The sequence below is a fragment of the Methylobacterium sp. Leaf88 genome (genome assembly GCF_001422795.1).
Classification (GTDB): domain Bacteria; phylum Pseudomonadota; class Alphaproteobacteria; order Rhizobiales; family Beijerinckiaceae; genus Methylobacterium.
The window spans coordinates 749,462-772,026 of sequence record NZ_LMMK01000012.1; the positions used below are offsets into that span (position 1 = coordinate 749,462).

24 protein-coding genes are annotated in these 22,565 nt (G+C 67.1%); 9 read left to right on the forward strand and 15 right to left on the reverse strand.

Features of this window, described 5'->3' with window-relative positions:
* Positions 1 to 10: 10 nt before the first annotated feature.
* A complete protein-coding gene (gene pdxA, locus ASF20_RS09855; RefSeq protein ID WP_056273447.1) occupies positions 11 to 1,033 on the forward strand; it encodes a 4-hydroxythreonine-4-phosphate dehydrogenase PdxA in 1,023 nt (340 codons plus the stop codon).
* Entirely contained in the window at positions 1,030 to 1,890 is an 861-nt protein-coding gene (rsmA, locus tag ASF20_RS09860) for a 16S rRNA (adenine(1518)-N(6)/adenine(1519)-N(6))-dimethyltransferase RsmA (protein WP_056273450.1), read from the forward strand. The genes pdxA and rsmA overlap by 4 nt, the downstream gene beginning before the upstream one ends.
* Positions 1,891 to 1,978: 88 nt before the next feature.
* On the opposite strand, the gene ASF20_RS09865 is transcribed toward rsmA, so the two are convergent.
* The 3 genes from ASF20_RS09865 to ASF20_RS09875 all read right to left on the reverse strand — a co-directional run bounded on the left by ASF20_RS09865 (position 1,979) and on the right by ASF20_RS09875 (position 4,928).
* A complete protein-coding gene (locus ASF20_RS09865) occupies positions 1,979 to 2,977 on the reverse strand; it encodes a TIM44-like domain-containing protein (protein ID WP_056273453.1) in 999 nt (332 codons plus the stop codon).
* 115 nt (positions 2,978 to 3,092) lie between these two features.
* Complete coding sequence (locus ASF20_RS09870) at positions 3,093 to 4,208, reverse strand: ATP-binding protein (protein WP_056273455.1); 1,116 nt, start codon at positions 4,206 to 4,208, stop codon at positions 3,093 to 3,095.
* 87 nt (positions 4,209 to 4,295) lie between these two features.
* Entirely contained in the window at positions 4,296 to 4,928 is a 633-nt protein-coding gene (locus tag ASF20_RS09875) for a helix-turn-helix transcriptional regulator (RefSeq protein WP_056273458.1), read from the reverse strand.
* Positions 4,929 to 5,146: 218 nt separating this feature from the next.
* On the opposite strand from ASF20_RS09875, the gene ASF20_RS09880 reads away from it, so the two are divergent.
* The 3 genes from ASF20_RS09880 to ASF20_RS09890 all read left to right on the forward strand — a co-directional run bounded on the left by ASF20_RS09880 (position 5,147) and on the right by ASF20_RS09890 (position 7,218).
* A complete protein-coding gene (locus ASF20_RS09880; RefSeq protein ID WP_056273461.1) occupies positions 5,147 to 5,539 on the forward strand; it encodes a DUF952 domain-containing protein in 393 nt (130 codons plus the stop codon).
* Positions 5,536 to 6,615 (forward strand): quinone-dependent dihydroorotate dehydrogenase, encoded by a 1,080-nt coding sequence (locus tag ASF20_RS09885; protein WP_056273465.1) that lies wholly within the window; start codon positions 5,536 to 5,538, stop codon positions 6,613 to 6,615. The genes ASF20_RS09880 and ASF20_RS09885 overlap by 4 nt, the downstream gene beginning before the upstream one ends.
* Positions 6,616 to 6,876: 261 nt before the next feature.
* Positions 6,877 to 7,218 (forward strand): response regulator, encoded by a 342-nt coding sequence (locus ASF20_RS09890; protein ID WP_056273468.1) that lies wholly within the window; start codon positions 6,877 to 6,879, stop codon positions 7,216 to 7,218.
* A 51-nt stretch (positions 7,219 to 7,269) separates the two neighbouring features.
* Here ASF20_RS09890 and ASF20_RS09895 read toward each other — a convergent pair whose 3' ends face one another.
* From ASF20_RS09895 to ASF20_RS09920, 6 genes are all read right to left on the reverse strand, one after another.
* On the reverse strand, positions 7,270 to 8,739 hold the full coding sequence (locus tag ASF20_RS09895) for a PAS domain S-box protein (protein ID WP_056273470.1): 1,470 nt from the start codon (positions 8,737 to 8,739) through the stop codon (positions 7,270 to 7,272).
* Between the two features lie 324 nt (positions 8,740 to 9,063).
* Entirely contained in the window at positions 9,064 to 9,516 is a 453-nt protein-coding gene (locus tag ASF20_RS09900; RefSeq protein ID WP_056273474.1) for a BLUF domain-containing protein, read from the reverse strand.
* 169 nt (positions 9,517 to 9,685) lie between these two features.
* Positions 9,686 to 10,342: an SOS response-associated peptidase gene (locus ASF20_RS09905; protein WP_056273477.1), complete on the reverse strand. Its 657-nt coding sequence runs from the start codon at positions 10,340 to 10,342 to the stop codon at positions 9,686 to 9,688.
* A gap of 3 nt (positions 10,343 to 10,345) precedes the next feature.
* Positions 10,346 to 10,654 carry a hypothetical protein gene (locus ASF20_RS09910; protein ID WP_244476371.1) on the reverse strand — a complete coding sequence of 103 codons (309 nt, stop codon included), beginning with the start codon at positions 10,652 to 10,654 and terminating at the stop codon, positions 10,346 to 10,348.
* Complete coding sequence (locus ASF20_RS09915) at positions 10,614 to 10,823, reverse strand: hypothetical protein (RefSeq protein WP_056218733.1); 210 nt, start codon at positions 10,821 to 10,823, stop codon at positions 10,614 to 10,616. Before ASF20_RS09915 ends, ASF20_RS09910 begins: the two co-directional genes overlap by 41 nt.
* Positions 10,824 to 11,160: 337 nt before the next feature.
* Complete coding sequence (locus tag ASF20_RS09920) at positions 11,161 to 11,421, reverse strand: hypothetical protein (RefSeq protein WP_056273479.1); 261 nt, start codon at positions 11,419 to 11,421, stop codon at positions 11,161 to 11,163.
* A gap of 342 nt (positions 11,422 to 11,763) precedes the next feature.
* Here ASF20_RS09920 and ASF20_RS09925 point away from each other — a divergent pair, with 342 nt between their 5' ends.
* Complete coding sequence (locus tag ASF20_RS09925; protein ID WP_056218727.1) at positions 11,764 to 11,955, forward strand: hypothetical protein; 192 nt, start codon at positions 11,764 to 11,766, stop codon at positions 11,953 to 11,955.
* Between the two features lie 383 nt (positions 11,956 to 12,338).
* Here ASF20_RS09925 and ASF20_RS09930 read toward each other — a convergent pair whose 3' ends face one another.
* Positions 12,339 to 12,557: a hypothetical protein gene (locus ASF20_RS09930; RefSeq protein ID WP_056273483.1), complete on the reverse strand. Its 219-nt coding sequence runs from the start codon at positions 12,555 to 12,557 to the stop codon at positions 12,339 to 12,341.
* A gap of 361 nt (positions 12,558 to 12,918) precedes the next feature.
* Positions 12,919 to 13,485, reverse strand: a complete 567-nt coding sequence (locus ASF20_RS09935; RefSeq protein ID WP_082501257.1) for a PilZ domain-containing protein — start codon at positions 13,483 to 13,485, stop codon at positions 12,919 to 12,921.
* Between the two features lie 1,803 nt (positions 13,486 to 15,288).
* On the opposite strand from ASF20_RS09935, the gene ASF20_RS09940 reads away from it, so the two are divergent.
* On the forward strand, positions 15,289 to 16,260 hold the full coding sequence (locus ASF20_RS09940) for an alpha/beta hydrolase (RefSeq protein ID WP_056273488.1): 972 nt from the start codon (positions 15,289 to 15,291) through the stop codon (positions 16,258 to 16,260).
* A 24-nt stretch (positions 16,261 to 16,284) separates the two neighbouring features.
* Positions 16,285 to 16,584: a hypothetical protein gene (locus ASF20_RS23965; RefSeq protein WP_156389575.1), complete on the forward strand. Its 300-nt coding sequence runs from the start codon at positions 16,285 to 16,287 to the stop codon at positions 16,582 to 16,584.
* A 788-nt stretch (positions 16,585 to 17,372) separates the two neighbouring features.
* On the opposite strand, the gene ASF20_RS09950 is transcribed toward ASF20_RS23965, so the two are convergent.
* The 3 genes from ASF20_RS09950 to ASF20_RS09960 form a co-directional block, all read right to left on the reverse strand.
* Positions 17,373 to 18,407 carry an HlyD family efflux transporter periplasmic adaptor subunit gene (locus ASF20_RS09950; protein ID WP_056273493.1) on the reverse strand — a complete coding sequence of 345 codons (1,035 nt, stop codon included), beginning with the start codon at positions 18,405 to 18,407 and terminating at the stop codon, positions 17,373 to 17,375.
* Positions 18,391 to 20,091 carry an ABC transporter ATP-binding protein gene (locus ASF20_RS09955; RefSeq protein WP_056273496.1) on the reverse strand — a complete coding sequence of 567 codons (1,701 nt, stop codon included), beginning with the start codon at positions 20,089 to 20,091 and terminating at the stop codon, positions 18,391 to 18,393. The genes ASF20_RS09950 and ASF20_RS09955 overlap by 17 nt, the downstream gene beginning before the upstream one ends.
* A 357-nt stretch (positions 20,092 to 20,448) precedes the next feature.
* A complete protein-coding gene (locus tag ASF20_RS09960) occupies positions 20,449 to 20,718 on the reverse strand; it encodes a hypothetical protein (RefSeq protein WP_082501277.1) in 270 nt (89 codons plus the stop codon).
* A gap of 372 nt (positions 20,719 to 21,090) precedes the next feature.
* Here ASF20_RS09960 and ASF20_RS09965 point away from each other — a divergent pair, with 372 nt between their 5' ends.
* Positions 21,091 to 21,981: a LysR substrate-binding domain-containing protein gene (locus tag ASF20_RS09965; protein WP_244476372.1), complete on the forward strand. Its 891-nt coding sequence runs from the start codon at positions 21,091 to 21,093 to the stop codon at positions 21,979 to 21,981.
* 124 nt (positions 21,982 to 22,105) lie between these two features.
* Here ASF20_RS09965 and ASF20_RS09970 read toward each other — a convergent pair.
* Positions 22,106 to 22,565 (reverse strand): methyl-accepting chemotaxis protein (locus ASF20_RS09970; protein ID WP_244476373.1); only part of this gene is annotated, 460 nt, incomplete at its 5' end.

The window sequence follows — 22,565 nt, forward strand, 5'->3', positions numbered from 1 at the left end:
GAGTGTTGCGGTGAGCAGCCTGCACGGGCCGATCGCCCTCACCCTCGGAGATCCGGCCGGCATCGGACCGGAACTCGCCCTCATGGCCTGGCGCCTGCGAGACGCCGGGCCCGGGCTGCCGCCCTTCTTCCTGATCGGCGACCCCGCCTTCATCGAGCGGCGGGCAAGCGAACTGAACTTGCGAGTTCCCATCGCGGATGTCGGCCCGGATCTCGCCACCGAAGTCTTCGGGCGCGCCCTGCCGGTGATGGCCCTTCCCAGCGGCGCCGCCATTCATGCCGTGGCGGGCCGGCCGGATTCCGCCAATGCCGGTGCGACGCTGGAATCGATCACCACGGCGGTGACCCTCGTCCGTGCCGGGGCGGCGACCGCCCTCGTCACCAACCCGATCGCCAAGTACGTCCTGACGCAGGTCGGCTTCGCGCATCCGGGCCATACCGAGTTCCTGGCCGCCTGCGCGGTGGAGCCCGGCGAGATCCCGCCGCTTCCCGTGATGATGCTGTGGAGCGAAACCCTGGCGGTGGTTCCGGTGACCATTCACGTCGCCCTTCGGCGGGTGCCCGACCTGCTGACGCAGGATCTCGTCCTGCGCACCGCCCGCATCGTGGCGGAGGACCTGCGCCGGCGCTTCGGTCTCGCCCGGCCGCGCCTCGTCCTGTCCGGCCTCAACCCGCATGCGGGCGAGAACGGCACCATGGGCACGGAGGATCGTGACGTGTTGGAGCCGGCGGTGCTGCAGTTGCAGAGCGAAGGCATCGACATCCGCGGGCCGTTGCCCGCCGACACCCTGTTCCATGCGCGGGCCCGGGAGACCTACGACGTGGCCCTGACGCCGACCCACGACCAGGCCCTGATCCCGATCAAGACCCTGGCCTTCGACGAGGGCGTGAACGTCACCCTCGGCCTGCCCTTCATCCGGACATCGCCGGACCACGGCACCGCCTTCGACATCGCCGGCAAGGGTATCGCCCGACCCGACAGCCTGATGGCGGCGCTCCGCCTCGCCGCCCGTCTCGTGAAGGCCGGCGCGTGAGCGAGGACGGAAGCACCAGCACCGATGGCCTGCCGCCCCTGCGGGAGGTGGTGCGTCGGCACGGCCTGGAGCCCAAGAAGGCGCTCGGGCAGAACTTCCTGTTCGACCTCAACTTGACGGGACGGATCGCCCGCTCGGCCGGCCCGCTCGACGGCGTGACCGTGGTCGAGATCGGCCCCGGCCCCGGCGGCCTCACCCGTGCGCTCCTGGCGGAGGGCGCCGCCCGGGTCATCGCCATCGAGCGCGATCCCCGCGCGCTTCCGGCGCTGGCCGAGATCGCGGCGCACTATCCGGGGCGCCTCGACGTGGTCGATGCCGATGCCCTGAGCTTCGACCCGGTGCCGCTGATCGGCACGGGGCCGGTACGGATCGTCGCCAACCTGCCCTACAACATCGGCACGCCCCTGCTGGTGGGCTGGCTCGCCAGCGCAGCCTGGCCGCCCTGGTGGGATTCCCTGACACTGATGTTCCAGCGCGAGGTGGCCGAGCGCATCGTCGCCGACCAGGACGACCGCGCCAATTACGGCCGCCTCGGCGTCCTCTGCGGCTGGCGGACCGAGGCCCACATCCTCTTCGACGTGGCGCCCTCGGCCTTCGTGCCACCACCGAAGGTGACGTCCTCCATCGTGCGGCTGACGCCCCGGCGCGAGCCGCTGGCCTGTTCGGTTCAGGCCCTGGAGGCGATCACCCGGGCGGCCTTCGGGCAGCGGCGCAAGATGCTGCGTCAGAGCCTCAAGGCGGCAGTGCCCGATCCGGCCCGGCTTCTGGACGCGGCCGGCATCCCCGAGACGGCAAGGGCGGAGGAAGTGCCGGTCTCGGCCTTCGTGGCGATGGCGCAGGCTTACAGGCCCGCCTGATCGCCGCCTCCTGAAACGCGGAAGGGCCCGCGCGGACATCTCCGCGCGGGCCCTTCGTTTTCAGCGGCTCATCGCCGATGTCGGTCGTTCAGCGACCCTGCTGGATCGCCGAGAGGATCCACCGGCCGCCGCGCTCGCGCACGAAGGTCCACAGTTCCACCGCCTCGGGCTCGCCGGTCTCGACGACCCGCTGGGTCTTACGGTCGAGCGTCACATCCTTGATGGCGTAGCGCATCGCCACCGTGGCGTACTCGACATTGCCCTCGCCCCAGGACTCGGAGAGGTCGCCCTGCAGCAGCTTCACGTCCGAGATCCGATTGACGACACCGCGTGCCTCGTTGGCGCGCAACTCCTCGAGGAAGTAGCCGGCCATCTCCGGGGTGGCGAGGTTGCGGAGCGCGGCCGCATCCTCACGGCCATAGGCAGCCTGCACGTCGTTGAGGGCGATCTCGAAGCTCTCGAAGTCGCCCGGTCCGATCTGGACCGGACGCGCCTGCGCGGGCTGGACCGGTGCGGGACCGCGCTGGGCGTTGCCGTAGCCGCCGCCCGTCGGGGCGCCCCCCAGGGGTGCGCCACCCAACGGGCCCGGATTCGCGCCGGCGCCGTCGAGACTGGAGCGGGACAGGCCGGCCGCGACCGGCTGGCCCTGACGCCGGCGGAACCAGCGCACGGCGAAGGAGACGAGCAGGACCACGAGGCCGACCTGGAGGATCAAGCCGAGGAACGAGGCGATGCCGCCGAGGCCGCCGAAGAAGCCGCCGCCCAGGAGCGCGCCGAGCAGGCCTGCGCCGAGCAGGCCGGCCATGAAGCCGCCGCCGAAGCGCCGTCCGGGCTGGGCGGCGGTGTTCATGCCGGGATTGCCCATGGCGGGGCCGGGCTGGGTCTGCGAGCGCTGGATCGGGGCCGGGGCGCCGGGCGCCGTGGTGGTGGCCGAGGGCGGCGCGTAGGTGCGCGAGCCGCGCGAGCCCATGCCACCGCTGCTGCCGCTACCGGGACGCGCCTCGACGACGGGCGCTGCGAGAACCAGCGTCGCGGCGAGCGCGAGGATGGATGCCGCGCGCTTCCGGCGAGTGGTGGAGGTGAGCATGAAAACGCCTCTGGTGAACAAATGGGAAGTCCGGCGATGACGCCGCTCCTGATATGGTGACGTTCGCGCCGGACTTTTAGTCCGCTGGTCTTGCCAGAATCCTGTTGGATTCCCCTCAGAGCGCGGCAGGGAACACCATCCGGACCGTGGCGCCCTCACCGGGCTTCGAGTCGATCGACACCGTGCCGTTCTGGCGCTTCACGAGGCCGTGGACGATGGCGAGCCCGGCACCCCGACCGGCCTCGCGGCTGGTGACGAAGGGCGCGAGGGCGCGGGCCGCCATCTCGGGGGACATGCCCTGGCCCTCGTCGGTCACCGTGATGCCGACGGCGCCGTCGCCGGGCCGCTGCAGGGCCCGGTCCCCCGGGGGCACCGCGAAGGTCGCGATCACGATGCGCCCGGGCGCCGGCATGGCCTCGCAGGCATTGGCCACGATGTGGTTGAGGGCGAGCTCGATCTGGGTCGGGTTGCTGAGGCCGCAGGCGAGCCCCGGCGTGGTCCGGGTCTCCAGGGTGATCCGGACCGGCAGCGTCGGGCCGGTCCGGGCGCCGAACGCTTCGATCAGCCCGTTCAGGTCGACCGGGCGGACATCGGGCGCGATGCGGCGCGAGAAGGCCAGGAGCTGGCGGGTCAGAGTGGTGGCGCGCTCGGCCGCGTCCGTGGAGCGGACGATGGCGCGCTGAATGAAGGGCTCGTCGCGGTCCCCCAGACGACGCTTTAGCCCGTCGATGTAGCCGATGAGGATCTGGAGGAAGTTGTTGAATTCATGGGCCACGCTGTTGGTGAGCAGGCCCAGCGCCTCGCGCTGACGGGAGAGTGCGAGGGCTCCCTCGGCGTCGTGGCGGCGGGTGACGTCCACGACCTGCGCCAGCCGGTAGGGGGTTTCCGGAACCGGGACGAGGTAGACCTGCACCCAGAATGCCGCACCGCCGCCCGGGCGCGCCAGCACCTCGACGCCCTCGGGCGCCCCACCGGAGAGGGCCGCCGCGAAGGTGGCGCCGGAGTCCCGATCACCGGCGAGCCCGAGCCAGTCGCGCAGGTCGCCGTCGGAGGGCGCATCGGCGGGCCGGCGGACGAGGTCGCGGAGGGCGCGGTTGGCGAGGAGGATGCGGCTGCCGGGCGCGTCCGGCGCCAGCAGCGCGGCCGGCACGGCCGAGGCGGTCAGCAGTCGGGCGAGGCCGGCCTCCGGCGCACTTTCCGCAGGGTGATCGTCCGTCCGGGGCGATGCCATGGCCTGTCCGCCGATCCGGGGCACGCGGCCCCTCCGGCCGCAAGGCATAGCCCCAACCGGGAGAACGGCAAAGCTGCGCCGGAGACGCTACTGGCGCACCCACATCACCCGGCCGATCCAGGCGATATCGCTGACGTTGACGACCCGGTCCTCGTGGTCCGGGTTCAGCGAGGCGAGCTCGATGGTGCGTGCGGTCTTGCGCTTCAGTTCCTTGGCCAGCACCTCGCCGGCCGCGAGCCGCACCACCACCCGGTCGCCCTTGCGGACCCCGGCGGTCGGCGAGACGATGAGCACGTCGCCGTCGCGATAGAGGGGGGCCATCGAATCGCCCTGCACCTCCAGGGCGAAGGCGCGATCGTCGGCCAGGTCCGGAAACTCGATCTCCTCCCAGCCGGGACCGCCGGTGGGCATGCCCTCGTCGGTGAAGAGGCGCCCGGCGCCGGCCTGGGTCATGCCGATCAGCGGGATCATGGTGCGCGGCGGTCCATCGCGCGCTTCGATCAGACGGAGAAATTCGTCGAGGCTCGCCCCGGTGGCGGCCAGCACCTTCGAGACCGATTCGGTGGAGGGCCAGCGCTTGCGGCCATCGGGGCCGATGCGCTTCGAGCGATTGAAGCTTGTCGCGTCCAGTCCGGCCCGCCGAGCGAGACCGGACGCGGAGAATCCATGACGTTCCGCTAGGCGGTCGATTGCGGTCCAAATCTGTTCATGAGACAGCATCGAAAGCTCAAAGCGTATTACGGGTAAGACGTCCAGCCTAGAGTTAGGAAAGTAGAACTATTCTACTCGGATGGCAATGGTGCGAAGGCTGCCGATTCAGCCGGTCGCTTCATCCCCGGGTCCTGGCAACTCATGATGTCAACTTAGTCCGTGAGGTTGCAGTTTCGGACGTCGCGGCGGCGTTTGATCGGCCCTGCGAAACCCGGTACGGAGCGGGCATGGCGCTCATCTACAAGATCTCCCCCCGGGCCCTCTGGCGCAGGGCCGAGGATATCGGCCGCTTCGAGGGCGCCCCGATCGACCGCACCGACGGCTACATCCATTTCTCCACCGCCGCTCAGGTGGGGGAGACCGCGGCCCGCCACTTCGCCGGCGTCGAAGACCTCGTTCTGGTCGCCGTGGAGGCCGAAGATCTCGGGCCGGCCCTGCGATACGAACCGTCGCGGGGGGGCGATCTGTTCCCGCACCTCCACGCCGTCCTGGACCTGAAGGCCGTCCGGTCCGTGACCGACCTGCCCCTCGGGGCCGACGGGCGCCACGTCTTCCCGAGCGATCTCGGCGCAGCCCCCCTCGCCGGCGCGGGCCCCCAAGCTGAAGGACGCCCGGCATGATCGGCGCCCTCTTCCCCCTGGCCAAGCCCCTGCTGCACCGCCTCGATGCCGAGACGGCGCACAATCTCACGCTGCGCGGCCTCGCCGCCCTGCCCCCGCGCCGGCCGCCGGCCGACGATGCACGCCTCGCCGTCGAGGCCCTGGGCCGCCGGTTTCCGAATCCGGTCGGTCTCGCGGCGGGCTTCGACAAGGGCGCCGAGGTGCCCGATGCCCTGCTCGGACTCGGCTTCGGCTTCGTCGAGGTCGGCGGCGTCGTTCCGAAGGCGCAGCCGGGCAATCCCCGCCCCCGGGTCTTCCGGCTGGCACAGGACCAAGCGGTCATCAACCGCTTCGGCCTGAACAGCGAGGGCCTCGAAGTGGTGCGAGGTCGCCTCGCCGCCCGCCAGGGCCGGCCGGGGCGCGTCGGCGTCAATATCGGCGCCAACAAGGATTCGACCAACCGCCTCGCCGACTACGTGACCTGCACCCGCGCCCTGGCGCCGCTGGTGGATTTCGTCACCGTCAACGTCTCCTCGCCGAACACCCCTGGCCTGCGGGACCTCCAGGGCGAAGCCTTCCTCGACGAGCTGCTCGCCCGGGTGGTCGAGGCCCGCGACACGACCCATCCGGCCACCGCCATCCTGCTGAAGATCGCGCCCGACATCACCCTCGACGCCCTCGACGCGATGACGGCCACCGCCCTGCGGCGCGGCGTCCAGGGTCTGGTCGTGTCCAACACCACCATCGCCCGGCCCGGGACCCTTCGCGAGGCGAGCCTCGCCCGCGAGACCGGCGGCCTCTCGGGCCGGCCGCTCTTCGCGGCGGCGACCCGTCTCCTCGCCGAAACCTATCTGCGGGTCGGCGGAAAGCTTCCCCTGGTCGGCGTCGGCGGCATCGACTCGGCGGAGGCCGCCTGGACCAAGATCCGGGCCGGCGCCAGCCTGCTCCAACTCTATTCGAGCCTCGTCTATGCCGGTCCCGGGCTGATCCCGAAGATCAAGGTCGGGCTGGTGGAGCGAATGAAGGCCGAGGGCGTGCCCCAGCTCGCCCCCGTGGTCGGGCGCGACGCCGCCGCCCTGGCAAAGCTGCCGGGCTGACGCCGCAGCGCCGGGCCAGCGCCCTTACGCTCTCTTCACGTCACCGGATCGCGCGACGGAGTGCCCCGCTTCCAGGGAGAACCCGGACCAGAGCGCGTCCCTCGCAGCATGGTGCTCAGCCATATCACCACACCGCGGGATCAAATACCGAGACGGCCAAGGTCGGGAATGCCCCTGGGCCTAACGGTCCCACAGGCAACCGTTCCGGAGGTCGCTTGTTGAACAGCAACGTCGAGGAAACGCGATCCCGAAACATCGTGGGTGCTTGTGGTCGAGGACGATGACCTCGTCCGCATGATGGCGGTCGACATGCTGGAGGATGCCGGCTTCTCGGTGGTCGAGGCACGTCAAGCCGATGAAGCCTGGTTCATCCTTCACGAGCGTTCGGACATCGGCGTGCTCTTCACGGACGTCGATATGCCCGGGTCTATGTGCGGAGTGACCCTGGCCGAGCGCGTCCACAACGCCTGGCCCGACATCCGGCTCGTCGTGACCTCGGGACGCAACCGGTTCGCGAATCGGGACATGCCGGATCACGGGTTGTTCGTCGCCAAACCGTACAGCTCCTCCCAGGTCGTCGACGCCATCCACCACGCGGCCTGACGTCTGGATGGCGTTTATCAGAATGAGGATACCCGACCGAACGGCGCCCCTTCAGTCTCGGGTGATCTCCAGCAGCGGCGCCTCGGCCGTGAACACGACGCCGCGCGGGCGGTAATCGATCTCCGCCGTCCCTCCGATCTCCTGGGCCAGGGCGCGTTCGATCATGCGGGAGCCGAAGCCGGTTCGCGTCGGTCGCGAGACTCGGGGTCCACCGACCTCCTGCCACTGGAACCAGAGCCGGTCGGGACTGGACCCGTCCACGATATCCCAGCTCACGATCACCCGACCGTCGTCCCGCGAGAGGGAACCGTACTTGACGGAATTCGTCGCGAGTTCGTGGATGGCGAGCGCGAAGGCCAGGGCGACGCGCGGTGCGAGGCGCAGGATCGGTCCGCCGATCTTGAAGCGATGACCCTGCTCGACGCCGAACGGGTGCAGCGCCGCAATGACGACCTCCGTCAGAGTCGCCCAATCGCCACTGCCCCGGGCCAGCATTTCCGTCGCGGCCGACAAGGAACGTAGGCGGGACTCCATCGCGACCTGCGCCTCCTCCAAGGAAGCGGCACCCCGCAGCGTCTGGCGGGAGATGGATTGGACGGTCGCCAGGGTGTTCTGGATGCGGTGGTTGAGCTCGCCCGCAAGGAGGTCGCGGTGCTCTTCGGCCCGCTTGCGGTCCGTGATGTCCAGGCTGATCCCGGCGATGCTCAGAGGTGTGCCATCCGCGCGGTACGAGGCCTGGCCGCGAAACTGCAGCCAGCGTGTCTCGCCTCGCGGAGTGATGACACGGATCTCGACGTCGTAGTCCGAGTGGCCGGCAATCGCAGCGTCCCGGGCCGCGAGCTTCCTGGGGAGATCCTCCGGATGGATGGCCTTGAGCATCTCCTCGTAGGTCAGCGGTTCGTTCTGCGGGCGACCAAGGTTCTCCTTGAACCCATCCGACGAGACCAGGCGCATGACGCCGAGATCGAGCGTCCAGGCTCCGAGGCGTCCGGCCTTCAGGGTAAATCGGAGGCGCTCCTCGCTCTCGATGAGTTCGAGGGAGCGGCGGGCCGACTCCGCCTCCAGGGCGTCGCGGTCCTTCTGGAGGACGACAAGCCGCTCCTTTTCGAGGGTCACGTCATACTGCGAGGCGAAGAAGTAAGTCAATTCGCCGTCGGGCGCGAAGACAGGCGAGACGAGGAGGCGGTTCCAGAAAGCGATGCCGTCCTTGCGGTGGTTCTTCAGGTCGATCTCGATGGTGACGCGCCGGTCGATGGCGTCCCTGACCCGCTTGACGTCCTCGGGGTTCGTCTCGGGGCCCTGCAGGAAACGGCAGTTGCGTCCGATGATCTCCGAGCGTTCGTAGCCGGTGAGCTTCACGAACGCGTCGTTCACGTACACGATGGGATTGTCGGGCAACCGCGGATCGGTGATCACCATCGGCATGCGCGTCGCGCGCACGGCAGCGGCGAAGGGATCGGAGCCGACAACGGAGCTGGTGATCTCGGCGTCGATGCGCGCGCCGTCTTCGTAGTCGTTCAAGTGTCGGCCGTCCCGGTGATCAGAAGCGTTCTAGTGAACGATCCTGATCAGGCCAGGGGTGTGATTGTCACACCGCCCATCGCCGCTGCGCGTTCGGTCCCGACGCTCGTGAACATCGGGAAGCGCGAGCCCAGCCGCCGATCTCGAAGACCTTCAAGGGCATCAAGACCTGAACCTCGTCGGCGTTCGATCTTCCGCTCCAACGACCGGCGAGATCTCGGGCTGCGCCTCAGCCGCTGAACAGCGACCGAGGCCTCCCACGGCGTTCGATTCCAGTCAGGCCAGAGTGGGGATCGGCGCCCCCAGGATGACGGTGGGATACCGTTAGCTGGCCAGACGCTGCGCCTGACGCTTGGCGGTATCGAAGGCCTGGAGGTCGAGCGCGAGGTTGATGACCTGCGTGCTCTTCAGGCGTGTGGGCTCGATGGCGCTGCCGATGCCATGCTGCAGGTAGACCTCTTCCACCTCCGGCGTCCGCATGGCGCCTCCCATGGTCCAGTTGGGAAAGGAGCGGCTCGGACTGTTGCGCGCATCCATGATGGTCGCCGTCGTGTGGCGCGGATCCCGTGCAATACGAGTATAAGTCGCGCTTACCTGCGCCTGCTCACCCTCCAGGATCTGGATGAACCAGGTCTTGTCGAAGATCAGGAACCCGGTGATCCCGTCTCGGCTGTTGTTGCGCTGTGAGGCTGTGACGATCTCCCGCAAATTCGTCAGCATCGCCCGGTCGTTGCCGAGGACGACGTTGCGGCTGTAATAAACAAGCTGGTGGATCATCGCAGTTTTTCGCTTCTGCCATCAGGCGTTGTATGAGTAGATCTTTTTCTCTCTCTACCAGATGGATTGATAACGTAGTCCGGTGAAGATCGTCTTTAATCTGATTTGCTTGTTTGGCAGCTAAGTTAATCAAATGACAAGGTAGGATTTTGCGAAGCCGCTCGATTTTTCACTCTGCCGGATCCTTTCGAGATCCCGTCGCCACGATCCGCATCATCGCATCCGGCAGGGGACGCTGAAGCTCGAGCGCAATCTCGGTCGGGGCCGCGAGCCAGGTGCTCCACGCCTCCGGCGTCGTCAGCAGCACCGGCATGGCCTTCGGGTGGATCGGGCCGACGATACCGTTGGCCTCGCAGGTCAGGAAGGAGAACAGGTGGTGCTCCTCCTCGATGCGGTCGGGGTTCTCGGCCTTCGTGCCGCGCACCCCCGTCCAGGGGCGCCAGATGCCGGCGAACGCAAACAGCGGCCGGTCCTCGCCGAGAGCGAACCAGGTCGGCGTCTTTCGCGGCTTGGTGTCGGCGTACTCGCTGAACGAGGAGACCGGTACCAGGCAGCGGTACTCCGGCTTCAGCCAGGGCCGCCAGTGCGGGCTCTTCACGTTGCGCACGTTGGTCACAGGATGCTCGCCGAACGACTTCGGGCCCGGGATGCCCCAGCGCAACATCTCCAGGACGCGTTCGCCGTCCTCGGTCACGCGCACGATCGGCGCGCGCTGATCGGGGAAGATGCCCGGCAGCGGCGGCAGGTTGCCGGTGCGATCGACCGACACGCCGAAGGAAGCGCGGATCTCGGCCTGTGGCGTGATCAGGCTGTAGAGGTTGCACATGGCTCAGGTCCTCGACGGCAGCCCCGCGGGTTCAGGGCCACCCGTGGTGTCGAGCTTGGCCCGGCACGTCATGCCGTAGACGTTGGGGGTCCGGCTTCCAACCTCGCGCTGGAAGCGGCAGGTTTGCGTGAGGGCCAGGTACACGTCCAGCACCGAGGCATGCGCGCCGAAGCGCTGGCGCAGTCGCTCGATCACATAGGATCCGCGCCGTCCGCAGGGACTGCACAGGAGGACGATGCGTTCGGCGCGGACATCGCACAGGCGCTCCACGTCAGGTGCCCCGACCGGGTCCGGCACCGCGAACGTAGCCATAGGAGATCCGCCGTTCGGCCGTGGCCAGCTTCGCCTCCAAGCTCAGGATGTCCTCGATGGCCTGCAGCAGGGCCCGGCGGGCATCGCCACCGGCCGCTTCTGCGTAGGCCAGAGCGATCATCTCGGCCTCGCTCATGGACGCCATCTCGGCGATCTGCGTTGCGGTCATGGGTCTTGTCCCCCCTTCAGTACAAAGCAGGAACATTCTGGACGGGCGCGGGTCAAACGCTTTGTGGACGACCTGTGCAGACCGGGGACAGACGGCAGAAACGCCTTGCCAGGGGGAGCGTCACGCTGCGCCTCGAAAAGCTGTCAAGCATAGCAAGAGACCCGCCGCGGCCAGGGCCAGGCGGGTCTCGAACGCATATCCGTAGGGCTCGGCCTTTACAGGCTCAAGGAGGCGTTGGCCGAGCCGACGATGCTGCAGACGATGCCACCCGCGAAGGCAGCGATCATCGCGGTGGAGAAGCCTTTCAGCAGCATGGGAGTCTCCGTCGCGAATCCAATCAGCAGCGGTTTCCGCCCGAGGTCTGGCCGTATTGCTGGGTGGGGAAGTTCTGCTGGTTGGCGTTGCCCTCGGCGGCCGAGCTCATCGGGCAACCGAGATAGGCCGGAGGACGGCGCATATCGTTGACCGAGCCCGTGGTCTCGACGTCGAAGGGTGCGAACGACGTGTAGCGGGAGGGGCTGTCATAGGCCATGGCGGACGAGATCGGAGCAACGCCAAGGACAAGGGCAGTGGCGAGGGCGGCGATACGGGTCTTCATTAAAGCTTACGAGCTCCTTCACAGTACGAACCAATGTCTTGGTTCGTTTCTCTCTGTCTGAAACCAATATGGGGAGCCGTTTTCATTCTTGACGTGCCAGGGGACACGCACTGCACCGGATTAAAACTGAGCGTCGCAAATCCGGCCTCGGCTGGTCAGGCACGGGGCACCGAAGAGACATCCCAAGGCGTTGCATTTGATAGAGGTATACCAGAGACATTGCTTGAGCGGACGTTTCCGATCCAGGATCCAGGCTGCCCCACTTGGCCACCTGTGATCCGATCCGGGCTACGATCTCGCAAATGCCAACCCCATATCCCGGTCGAGAGCGGAGACGATGTCGTGTTCACAGTGAAGGGGATTGATCCGAGTGGCAGGGTGATGACCTTCGCCTGCGGCACGGACGAACAGGCGATGGAGAAGACGTGGGAGCTGCGGCGGCGAGGCTTTCGGGACGTCGTGGTCGTCGATCCCAAAGGCAAAGAGCTCGGCGATGGGGCGTTCGAGCGCTCCCTGGAGATCGACTGGGAATGAGCCGCGTGGCAGGCGGGTTACCCGGTGCGTGGCTCTAGAGCGTGCAGTCAGGCGCGACGCCACTGCATCGCGGCGAGCGTGCCCTCGATCTGCCCTCGCATTCATAGGTTCGCCGTCGAACGCTCCCCCCGGCTGCCGAGGGCATGAAGGGTTGCGATGGGCTCGTTCCGATGCGCCTCGCCCCGGGCGATCACGTCATCGCGTACCTCGACCGTCTCCGCGGGCAACCCGTTCGTATGCCCTCCCCGTTCAGGCATCTCGGCTTTGGCCGCCGTCGGCACGACATGGAACGCCCGGGAGGCCTTTTGGCTTGCGCGGGAACGACCGGCTTCACGAGCCTCGATCAGTCGAACCGGTGGTCGAATGGTGCGGTCCCCCGACGGTCAGCCCGTGCGCCGCCCCTGTTCGGCCTCTGCGCGCCAGGCATCGCACTCGCGCTCGGCCTGCGCCAGTCGGAGACGCAGGGCCTCGTTCTCGGCGTGCTGCTCACCCGCGTCGACCGCCAGCTCGACGCACTGGTCCTGAACCTCCGCGAGTTGCCGGCGCAGCTCCGCATTCTCGATGACCACGGCGAGGAAATCGGCGCTGCGCTGGTCGCTCATTCCGTCCCCTATCACACCCATCCTGGGGCGGCGGGTCTATCTCAGCTCGCTGAGCGCCACCACCCGGGACAGCGCGGCCCCCGGCCGCGGATCCCTGCCGCGCGATGCACGATGGCCTCGTACCGATCCACGGACTCCCTCAGGAGATCGCCCAGGCGAGCACCAGCATGCCGCCGAGGAACATCCCATAGGTGGCCATCACGGCGACGACTTCGCGATGCTGCCGGAGGACGGAATGGGAAGCGAGGAGCATGACACGGGACCAGAAGCTGGAATGCCCCCTCTTCTGATCCAAGACCCCTCCTGAGGCGAGACCTTCGGCCTGCGGAACGAACGAGAAACATCGCTCGTGGTGCGGCGGTCACAAAGCCGCCGAACGACGGCCTTGCCCCTTGCTGAAGGGAGGCGCCAAGAGCTTTGCGGTCGAGGCCGGCATCAGAGCCGCGCTGGTGCTGCGAAGCGCTTCCCGAGATTGATCAAACGGATCCGGCAAGGGCTCGATATACGCCCAGCCCATGGCGTTGCGCCGCTCGATCAGATCCATCACCGCGTCGACGGCTCGACGAAGACGCACCCGGGTCATCGTGGCTTCGCTGTCCAGGGCTGGGTTGAGCGCTTCGAAGACGAGGTCTTCCTTGAACGCGGTCTCGATGAGGATTTCCTCTACCTCATGACGAACAGGATCAAGGAATTCGATGCCATAGCCGTCCGCTTCTCGCCGGGCGATGCGACACGCACGGGGTAGGCTGCTCAAGCCGATCGCAAGATCGAAATTTGCCGGGATGGGCGCGTTCTTCGGCGTACGCACGAAGCTTCCGTGAGTTGAGATATCCGTGATGAGGCAAGGAATAGCGTTACTTGAGAGCGGAACGAAGATCCTCGCTTCAAGATTGCATTGCTGTCTTTTGAACCGTCGCCGATCGGGCATCTACTATACCATTTTGCTGCATTAATACATCAAACTCGAGCCAATATCCCGATTGCCGGGTTAACAAACAATGAAATTACCCAGGAAAAGAATTTTGTGTCTCTGCGGAACTTCCTGTGAGACATTGGGTAGATGCAAATCTAGTACGGGCCCTGAAGAGATCACCTAAAGCGTTGCGCCTGAACAGGGTATACCAGCGCCGACGCTGGTGCTCGGGTCGATCGGGGTTCATGAGGCTGCGATGGCCAAAGGCCGAACGGTCCCGGGTCGCGTTGTTCGTCGTGTCGCGGTCGCCGGTGGTCAGGATCACGCGTGTGGTTCGTACGGTACCAAGAGCATCGTCGGCCCCACTCGCCGGACAGACGAAGCGCTCTGCCCCGTCACGCCAGGAGCCCTCCCCTCCGTCCCACCAGCGCCCATCCGTCAGATGGAAGACGCGCCGTCCATGCGGACGGGCGCAGACCTCGCAACGTCCCTTGGCTCGCTCGAAGCGGATCACGGCCGAGAGATGCGGCCAGTCGGTGGGGTAGACGAAGCGGTGCTTGCGCCGGATCCGCTACGTCTGCCTCGCTGCGGGGGCGGGCCTGGAGGAACTCGCTGAAGAGCGTGTCCCGGCTGACCCCGAGGCGCGTGGCAATGGCCGCGATCGAGAGAGTCGATGGTGCGCATCATCTGGACGAGCGAGCGTCCAGACGACGAGCACGTCTGTGGGCGGAGTGAGGCGAGGGCCGCCTCGAACTCGGGGCCCTTGATCCCGGCCTTATCGAACGTCTTCTCCTCGAGCAGGCACTCGCAGCCGGTTCGTGTCAGCGCATCACGCTGCAGGTCGAGGGTCGAGACGAGGGCATATCGGGATCGTGATTCCGGTACGTTTCATCCGCAATGGAAATCCAATCCTATCTTTCCCGACAGAGATGGGGCGTCTCAAGGGTGCGTAGATCGGGCCCGGCAAGAGTAATCGGAAAATAATCGGATCTTCGACATCCCGGCCATTCAAGCGAATGTCTAGTGCTTTCTGGGGTTCATCATCGAGGTTCCATCGCAACCAATCACTCTGCGATCAGTTTCTTGTGATCAGCACCTCCGAACGCGTCTGCGCCGTTCCCGGCTGATCCAAGGACATCGACATGCGGGCTTTAAAGGCGATGACGATCGCCGCGCTGGTTCTGAACCCAGCCCTTGCACGCGCTCAGGGCGCATTGAGTCAGCCCACGCCCGATAGCAGCGGCGGAACCGGTAGACCGGCGAACCTTTGCACGGAACTCGTTGCCTTCGTGAAACAGCCCGAGGCCGCGACAAAGGCGGCGGAGGCACCGCCACAGCTCGCTACGGCGGTGACGGCCAAGAAGAGTGACGATACGTCAGCGAAGCCCTCCGCTCCGGGCACGCCCCAGAACACCTCGGGTCAGAGCGGGCAGATCACGGCCTCCGGACCGGGTGCGGCTGGTCCCCAGGGTGAGGCGCAGAACAAGGCCGCTCCGGCAGGCTCCACGGCCAAGGCATCGGGACCTGCGAAGGTTGCGTCTGCGACGGTCCCGGCTGCGCCCGCGGCTCCCAAACCTTCCGCCGAGAACGTGCAGCAGATCGAGAGCGCGGCGGGCACGAACGACATCCAGGGTTGCCGAGCCGCTGCTCAGACCATGCGGCGGGCCGGCGTCGTGATGCCAGGGCCACTCCTGGCTCTCGCCGCGATGGCACCCCGGCTCCTGGAAACCGCCCCTCGTCCCTGAGAACGCTCGACCCCCATCGCACGCGCACCGTCTCCTCGATCAGGGAGCCACTTTCACCACAGAGGATCACACTATGACGCGCCGCTCGACCACGCCCTGGCTGGTTCCCGCTCTCATCGGGTCTGCTGCTGCTCTTGGTGCATCCGCGCTGTTTGCGGTCGTGAGCGCCCGCGAAGCCGAGCGGCGCACGCCGCCCATCGGCGACTTCATGACCGTGGATGGTGTGCGTATGCACTACATCGTCCGAGGCCACGGTCAGCCCTTGGTGCTGATCCACGGCAACGGCACGATGATCCAGGACTTCCTGGTCAGCGGGATCGTGGACGAACTCGCCAAGCGCTACCGGGTCATCATCTTCGACCGGCCGGGCTATGGCTACAGCAGCCGGCCCCGCGGGCTCTGGACCCCGCGGGCTCATGCGACGTTGTACGAAAAGGCTCTGGAGCGGCTTGGCGTCTCGAACGCGGTGGTCCTTGGGCACTCCTGGGGCAGCCTTGTCGCCATCGCCCTGGCGCTGCAGGCGCCAAGCCTCGTGCGGAGCCTCGTCTTGGCTTCGGGCTACTACTACCCGACGCTGCGGGCCGATGTGATCCTGGCTTCACCCCCGGCGATCCCCGGCATCGGGGACGTCCTGCGCTACACCGTATCGCCACTCGTTGGTCGGGCTCTCATGCCGGGCATGATCAAGGGGATGTTCGCGCCGGCTCGCGTGCCGGAGCGGTTTGATCGGGAGTTCCCCAAGGAGATGATGCTGCGACCTCTGCAGCTCCGAGCTTCCGCTGAGGATGCTGCGTTGATGACCCCGGTGACGGTCGAACTGCAGGCGCACTACCGCGAACTCAAATTGCCCGTCGTCATCATCGCCGGGGCCGACGATCAGATCGCAGATGTCGGACGTCAATCCGAGCGATTGCACCACGCCTTGCCTCAGAGCGAATTCATCGTCGTCCCAGGCATGGGCCACATGATCCATCATCTCGCGCCAAAGCAGGTCGTTCAGGCCATCGACCGCGCGTTCGAGATGGCACGCGGCGACCGTGTGTAATCAGAAAGGGCGGGACGATTTCACATGGCACACTACATCGCAATCGAGAGAGCTACGGGCCGCGTCTACGGCGATACGGCACGCTTTGGTCAAGCCGGGAACGTGGCTTCCCCGGATGATGCGGTCTTTCTCTTTGACCGCCATCATGGCCGTGCGGCTCGCGGGTTTGGTCACGTCGGGCCAACGAGCACGGCGGCAAGCTATGACGTCTATGAGATCCAGCCATCCGGCTCTCATGCTCCGACGGCCAGCGAGGCTGGAGCACAGGCCCTCGTGAAGGACCACGGATCGTGGGTGGTCGCGCTCGTCAGCTACAATTCCTGACGGGCCTAGGACCGCGCAATCGATCTCGTCACGGAAAAGGCCAGAAACGCACTGGCTCCGACGGAAAGAGCTGCGATCACCAACAAATCGACGTCCGGCTCAAGCCAATTCAAGCCGGCCCCGATGTGCCAGGCATGAAGCCAGAAGCCGCTGATGGGAAGTGCAAGCACCGCTGTCGTCACAAGGTAGATGCGCCACCTGAACATCCGGCGAGCCTACGCCTGATCACGTGGAAGCGCTATTCCCCCAACATGTTACGCCTGTCCCACGCATGGCGAAGCCAGTCAGCGCGACAGGCGAGCAAGGCTCCCGCTCCCATCGGACCAACCAGCTTCAGTCGTACAGTATTGCGGCCGGCCGTGTCGGCCAGCAGCGTGATCGGCTCGGACCGAGGCAAACACCCCGTCTCCGATCTGACAGATGCAGTTTCGGTCAAGGTGGTTAAAGCTTCCTTACCTGTCACCGGAAGACCGCGAACCGAAACGGTGGGCCTTCGCGTTTCAGGCCGGCCTGAAGGTCGGCTGACAGCCGCCTCGGCGACGTCTGATGTCGGAACGACCGCTGTTTCCCGACATCGTTGCCGTCCGGTGTGCGTATGACCCCATCGTGAAGCGGGCCATCCGCATTCGACCCACCCCTGCCCTTCAGCGTCCTTGAGGCGATGCTCGGAAGCAGGCGTTCGACACCCCATCCGGGATCGGAATCCTCGAACGCAGGAACCGCGCGGATGGCCGCCATCGGCCTTCCGACCATCGGGGAAGACAACGGGCGTACAGTTCGACGGCGTCTCATCTTGTCGCCTCCTGCCCCTCGCGACCGGGCCTGCGGAATTCCAGCGGGAAGTTGTTCAGGACGCGCCAGAGTTCGTAGCCGACCGTCACCGTCTCCATCTGGATCCAGCCGCGCACCTTGGCGCCCAGGGGAATGAACGCGACGTCCGGCCAGGCGATCTTGCCGGGTGCCGGCTCCACCAGGACCCGGAACAGGCCGTTCGGCTGAGCCGAGGGGTCGATCATCCGAACCTGCCCATCGAACAGGCCGTGGGCCACCGATGGCCAGCCGCTGAACTGAATGGCCGGCCAGCCCTCGAAGGCGAGGCGCACGGGCTGCCCGGGCCGGATCAGGGCCACGTCGCGGCCATCGACCATCAGTTCCACCACGCGCGTGGAGGCGTGCGGAGCCAGGGTGGCGAGGATGTCCCCGGCATTGACCAGGGTCGCTCCGGCCGCCGCGTTGATATGGAGGATCCGCCCATCGCGTGGTGCGCGCACCAGCTGCGCCGCCTGACGGTTCGCCGTCACATCCAGGCGACTCAGCTTCCCCCTGACCTCGGCCAGCCGCACGCGGCGCTCCGCGACACGGATCTGCGCGGCCTCGAAGTTGCGCCGCGTCACGAAGCCCTTATCCGCCGCCTCCCGGGTCTGGCTGACCTCGCTCTCGGCCACCCGCACCGCCTGTTCGGCGGCCGCGATCTCAGCCTCGATCTGCTCCCGCTCGGCCCCGAGCCGCTGAAGCAGGAAGGGGTCGTTGTCGGCAAGCCGTGCGATCGGATCGCCCGCCCGGACCCTTTGGCCATCCTCCACGTACCAGTGCTCGACCCGCCCTTGGACGAGGGCCGTGATCGTCTGCACGCGGTCGGCCGGGTTGGGCGCGATCACGCGGCCCGTTCCGGCCGAGGTCTGGACCCAGGGCACGGTGAGGAGGATCAGCGCCGCCAGGACGAGGCCGATACCGAGCATCCAGGCGAGCGCGAGGGCGGCACGGGGCGGGCGGATCGCGGTCAGCGTCGGGAAGTGATGCAGGTGTTCAGGCCGCGACAGCACGGGACGTCTCCTTGTCGTTGGCGCGGGCGAGCAGACCCGCGGGATCCGCGAACCGGACCTGGTCGCGCCTGCAGAGCCAGAGATAGCCGTCGTAGGCCTGTATCTCGGGACGTTGGGTGAAGTGCAGAACCGTCGTGCCCGCCTGGCGCAGGGCCACCAGTGCCGCCGCGACGTGTTCGGGCGCCACGAGGTCGTAGAGGGTACTCAGGATCAGGAGCTTGGGGGGCCGCGCCACCGCCGCGGCCAGCTTCAGGGCCATGATCTCGCGGGTCGAGAGCGGCCAGCCCGAGGACGAGAGCGGGGTGTCGAGGCCCTGCGGCAGGTGCAGGATGCGCTCCGACAGACCGAGGCGGTCGAGGCAATCCTGGGTCGTGGCTCCTCCCTGGTCGTCCGCGAGGGCGAGGTAGGCGCGGATCGTGGTCTCGACGAGCGTCGGACGGTCGAGAACCAGGATCTCGGAGCGCAGGCGGTACATCTCGAAGGAGGCAATGTCGGCCCCGCCGATCATCACCAACCCGCGCCGCGGCTGCACCGAGCGCTTGAGCAGCGCGGCCACCGCTTGCTCGACCTGCGCCTCCGCGGTGACGGCGACCTGCTCGCCGCTGCCGACGGCGAAGTCCAGGCGCCCGCCCTCGACCTCGACGTCGCGTAGGCGAAGGGAGCCGGTCGCCGGCACCGCCCCCGTCCGCGCGAAGTCGTTCTCCTGCTCGATGTCGTAGAACAGCGACAGTTCGTGCAGCGCGGCCACGAGGTCGTAGAAGCTCTCCAGGTAGGAGCCGAGCTGCGAGATGCCGTAGAACACTCCCGACAGGACGAGTTCGGCCGCCACGAGCTGCCCGATCGAGAGCTGGCCCTGCAGGATCAGCCATCCGCCCAGCGCCAGCAGGGCCGCGCTGGCAACGGCGTAGACCGTAAGGCAGCCGAGGGTCTGCGCGAAGGTATGGCCGAAGTGGCGGCGGTGCGCCCGCACATAGGCGGCCGTCACGGCTTCCGAGCGCTGCAGGGCGAAGTCGAGGTGGCGGCTGCTCTTGTAGAACCCGTTAGAGCCGCCCACGCACTCCAGCCAGCGGGCGGTGTCGTGCTTGGCGTGGCTGAGCCGCACACCCGAGCGGATCGCCGGGCCGGCCCAGACCAGCCACAGGAACAGCAGCGCGCCGACGAGGACCCCGTTAAAGGCCAGGAAGAAAGGGTGGTAGAAGCTCGTCAGGATCAGGCCGAGGGTCGATTGGAGGACGATGGCAAAGCCGCCGATCAGAAGGTGCGGCACCGCCCTCTGGACCGTCATGAGGTCGAAGAACCGATTGAACAGGTCGCCCCGCTGGGCGTCGTCGAAGAACGGATTGCGGGCGTGGACCGCGCGCAGAGTGATCTCCGCCACGATGCGGCCGAAGACGCGCCGCTCGAACAGCGCCATGAGGTAGACCCGGGCGGCGCTGAGCGCCGCCGCGATCGCCAGCAGGAGCAGGAGAAGTCCGGACAGCACGAACAGGGGCGCCGGCAGCGCGGTGTTCGCGACCGAATTGATCAGCAACTGGACCGAGATGGGCGTGGCAAGGCCCAGGAGGGCGATGGCGGCCCCGTAGACGACCGCCATCCAGACGTATCCGGCCTCCGGCTTCAGGAGGCGTCCGATCAGCTTGCAGGCCTTTGCCAAGGTCAGCGGTGTGTGCGGCGGCGCGATCATGGTTCACATCGTTCCAGGGTGGCGCACGCAGCCGCTCGCGATCCGCGACCGGCCAGTGCTCGGATTTCGTATGAGGACGGCGCAGCCTTTGCCCCGGCTGCGCGTCCGCGCGGACTCGACCGATCCGCTCTGCAGGGCGGTCGGCTGAGCGCCTGACGGGCGCCTCGCACTCCAGGCAGCCGCGGGCAAAGCGGTCCTGCCGGATGCAGGGCTATGCGGGGGTCTTGGAACGCATGTGCGGCGGGCGCCCGCGTAGCGGTTCGCCAGAGCCTGTCGGCTTCGGCGAACCGAGGGGGACTGGCCGGCGGCCCGCGGGGTCAGCGTCGTCCACCGGCCCATGGGCCGGCGGCAGGGGCGTCAGCAGCGATAACCACCCGAGACCTGGCCGTACTGCTGGACTGGAAAGTTCTGCTGATTGGCGTTCCCTTCCTGAGCCGAACTCCGCCGGCAACCGTATGCGCTGTAGCCCTGATCCGTCGGCAGCGTGATCGCGCCGGTGACCAGACCGTCCCAGGTGGTGGGGGGAAGGGGGCGCTGCTGCGGACCGACCCGGTAGTCGGCCATCGCCACCGAGGTCGCCCCGGCGACACCGAGGGCGACCACGAGCGTCGCAGCAAAGGTCTTCATCACGGCTTTCATGGCTCATCTCCATTGCTTGGGCTTGGGGCACGCGAACCGGTGGGTTCGCGTGATTGGGCTGGGGCTCGAAGCGGCCTCTGTCCGCCGCATCGGTCCCGTGCTGCCACAACAGAGATTTGGATAAGCCCAGGCAATCGACAATGTCTCCGTCACAATGCAAAGCATTGCGTTTTCAAATAGAGCGATCACCGCCGCTTACGATACGGCAGAAGTCATTGTATTCAAAATACCCACTAGCATACACTTCAGTCTTCATGTGCGATCCGTCACACGGGAGCCGAATTCGGTCAATCTGCTCAGCGAGACTTTGTCCCAGCTTCTTGTACGGCGAATGAAGGCCTCGACATCAAAGGGATGCCGATGCCATCGCTCCCCTTCGATCTCGATCTTCTGCGCACCTTCGTGGCCATCGTCGACAATGGCAGCTTCACCCGCGCCGCCCGGCGCATGGAGCTGACCCAGTCGACGGTCTCCCTGCAGATCAAGCGGCTGGAGGAGGGCCTTGGACAACGCCTGTTCGACCGGGATGGTCGGGAATTGCAGTTGACGCCCGAAGGCGAGGTTCTGCTGACGTATGCGAGGCAGATGCTGAAGCTCGGGAGCGAGGTCCTTTCTCGCATCGTCGAACCGGATGTGCGGGGCGTGGTTCGGCTGGGCACACCCGAGGATTTCGCCACCGTACACCTATCGGGCATCCTGGCCCGCTTCGCGCGCGCCCACCCGCAGGTCGCGCTGGAGGTGTGCTGCGACTTCACCGTGAACCTGCTCGACGATTTCTCGAAGGGCCGCTACGACCTGATGCTGTTCAAGCGCGAGCCCCAGGGGTCCGGCGGCGGCACGAAGGTCTGGCGGGAAATCCTCGACTGGGCCGCATCGCCCCGCCTCCTCACGGAAGCCAGCGATCCGGTGCCGCTCGTCCTTCCGCCTTCGCCCGACGTGTACCGCCGGCGCGCCTTGTCCGCGCTGGATGCGAGCGGACGCCCCTGGCGCGTGGTCTACACGAGTCAGAGCCTGGCGGGCCTTCAAGCGGCGGTTCAGGCGGGACTCGGTGTCACCGTGCTGCCGACCGAGATGATCCCGGCGGGACTGGTCTCGGTCGGCAATCGCCTACGATTGCCGAAGCTGCCGGACACCGAGATCGTCCTCTACCGGGCGCCCGGCCCCCTCTCACCGGCTGCAGAACTCCTGTCCTCCACGATCATCGCTGCACTGGAGCGGCACGCGACCTGCCAGGAAACAGTCGCTTTGTAGCGTCGCCGGTCCGGCAACACTGTCGTCCTGCGAACACCGCAGGTGGTCCGAAACGTCCCGAAACAGGGCTGCACCGTCTCGTCGATGGGAACCTCATCACCGTGTCCGGCGCTTTGCCGGCCATCTATGCCGCCCGCACCGTTGCGAGAAATTGACGGACCTGGGCGTTCAAGTGCTCGGACTGGCGTGACAGCTCGGAGGCGGCGCCCAGCACCTGGGCAGCGGCCGCGCCCGTCTCTTCGGCGGCGCCGGCTACCCCCGAAATGTTACTCGTGACTTCGCTCGTCCCCATCGCCGCCTGCGCCACGTTGCGCACGATCTCCTGGGTGGCGGCCCCCTGCTCCTCCACCGCCGCCGCGATCGTCGTTGCAACCCCGCTGATGTCCTGAATACGTGCGGTGATGCTGCCGATCGCCGAGACGGCACGCGCTGTCGAGCCCTGGATCTGGGCGATATGCCCGCCGATCTCCTGCGTGGCCCGCGCCGTCTGGTTGGCCAGCTCCTTGACCTCGGCGGCCACGACCGCGAAGCCCCGGCCCGCCTCGCCGGCCCGCGCCGCCTCGATGGTGGCGTTGAGCGCCAGC

Excerpts from the sequence above, each read along its gene's own strand:
- ASF20_RS09875 (WP_056273458.1), bottom strand. The coding sequence starts at position 4,928 with ATGCTGTCTCATGAACAGATTTGGACCGCAATCGACCGCCTAGCGGAA.
- ASF20_RS09960 (WP_082501277.1), bottom strand. The coding sequence starts at position 20,718 with ATGAAGACCTTTGCTGCGACGCTCGTGGTCGCCCTCGGTGTCGCCGGG.
- ASF20_RS09880 (WP_056273461.1), top strand. The coding sequence starts at position 5,147 with ATGGCGCTCATCTACAAGATCTCCCCCCGGGCCCTCTGGCGCAGGGCC.
- ASF20_RS09930 (WP_056273483.1), bottom strand. The coding sequence starts at position 12,557 with ATGAGCGACCAGCGCAGCGCCGATTTCCTCGCCGTGGTCATCGAGAAT.
- ASF20_RS09965 (WP_244476372.1), top strand. The coding sequence starts at position 21,091 with ATGCCATCGCTCCCCTTCGATCTCGATCTTCTGCGCACCTTCGTGGCC.
- ASF20_RS09955 (WP_056273496.1), bottom strand. The coding sequence starts at position 20,091 with ATGATCGCGCCGCCGCACACACCGCTGACCTTGGCAAAGGCCTGCAAG.
- ASF20_RS09910 (WP_244476371.1), bottom strand. The coding sequence starts at position 10,654 with ATGGCTACGTTCGCGGTGCCGGACCCGGTCGGGGCACCTGACGTGGAG.
- ASF20_RS09915 (WP_056218733.1), bottom strand. The coding sequence starts at position 10,823 with ATGACCGCAACGCAGATCGCCGAGATGGCGTCCATGAGCGAGGCCGAG.
- ASF20_RS09870 (WP_056273455.1), bottom strand. The coding sequence starts at position 4,208 with ATGGCATCGCCCCGGACGGACGATCACCCTGCGGAAAGTGCGCCGGAG.
- ASF20_RS09900 (WP_056273474.1), bottom strand. The coding sequence starts at position 9,516 with ATGATCCACCAGCTTGTTTATTACAGCCGCAACGTCGTCCTCGGCAAC.
- ASF20_RS09935 (WP_082501257.1), bottom strand. The coding sequence starts at position 13,485 with ATGCCCGATCGGCGACGGTTCAAAAGACAGCAATGCAATCTTGAAGCG.
- ASF20_RS09865 (WP_056273453.1), bottom strand. The coding sequence starts at position 2,977 with ATGCTCACCTCCACCACTCGCCGGAAGCGCGCGGCATCCATCCTCGCG.
- ASF20_RS09940 (WP_056273488.1), top strand. The coding sequence starts at position 15,289 with ATGACGCGCCGCTCGACCACGCCCTGGCTGGTTCCCGCTCTCATCGGG.
- ASF20_RS09905 (WP_056273477.1), bottom strand. The coding sequence starts at position 10,342 with ATGTGCAACCTCTACAGCCTGATCACGCCACAGGCCGAGATCCGCGCT.
- ASF20_RS09885 (WP_056273465.1), top strand. The coding sequence starts at position 5,536 with ATGATCGGCGCCCTCTTCCCCCTGGCCAAGCCCCTGCTGCACCGCCTC.
- ASF20_RS09920 (WP_056273479.1), bottom strand. The coding sequence starts at position 11,421 with ATGAAGACCCGTATCGCCGCCCTCGCCACTGCCCTTGTCCTTGGCGTT.
- ASF20_RS23965 (WP_156389575.1), top strand. The coding sequence starts at position 16,285 with ATGGCACACTACATCGCAATCGAGAGAGCTACGGGCCGCGTCTACGGC.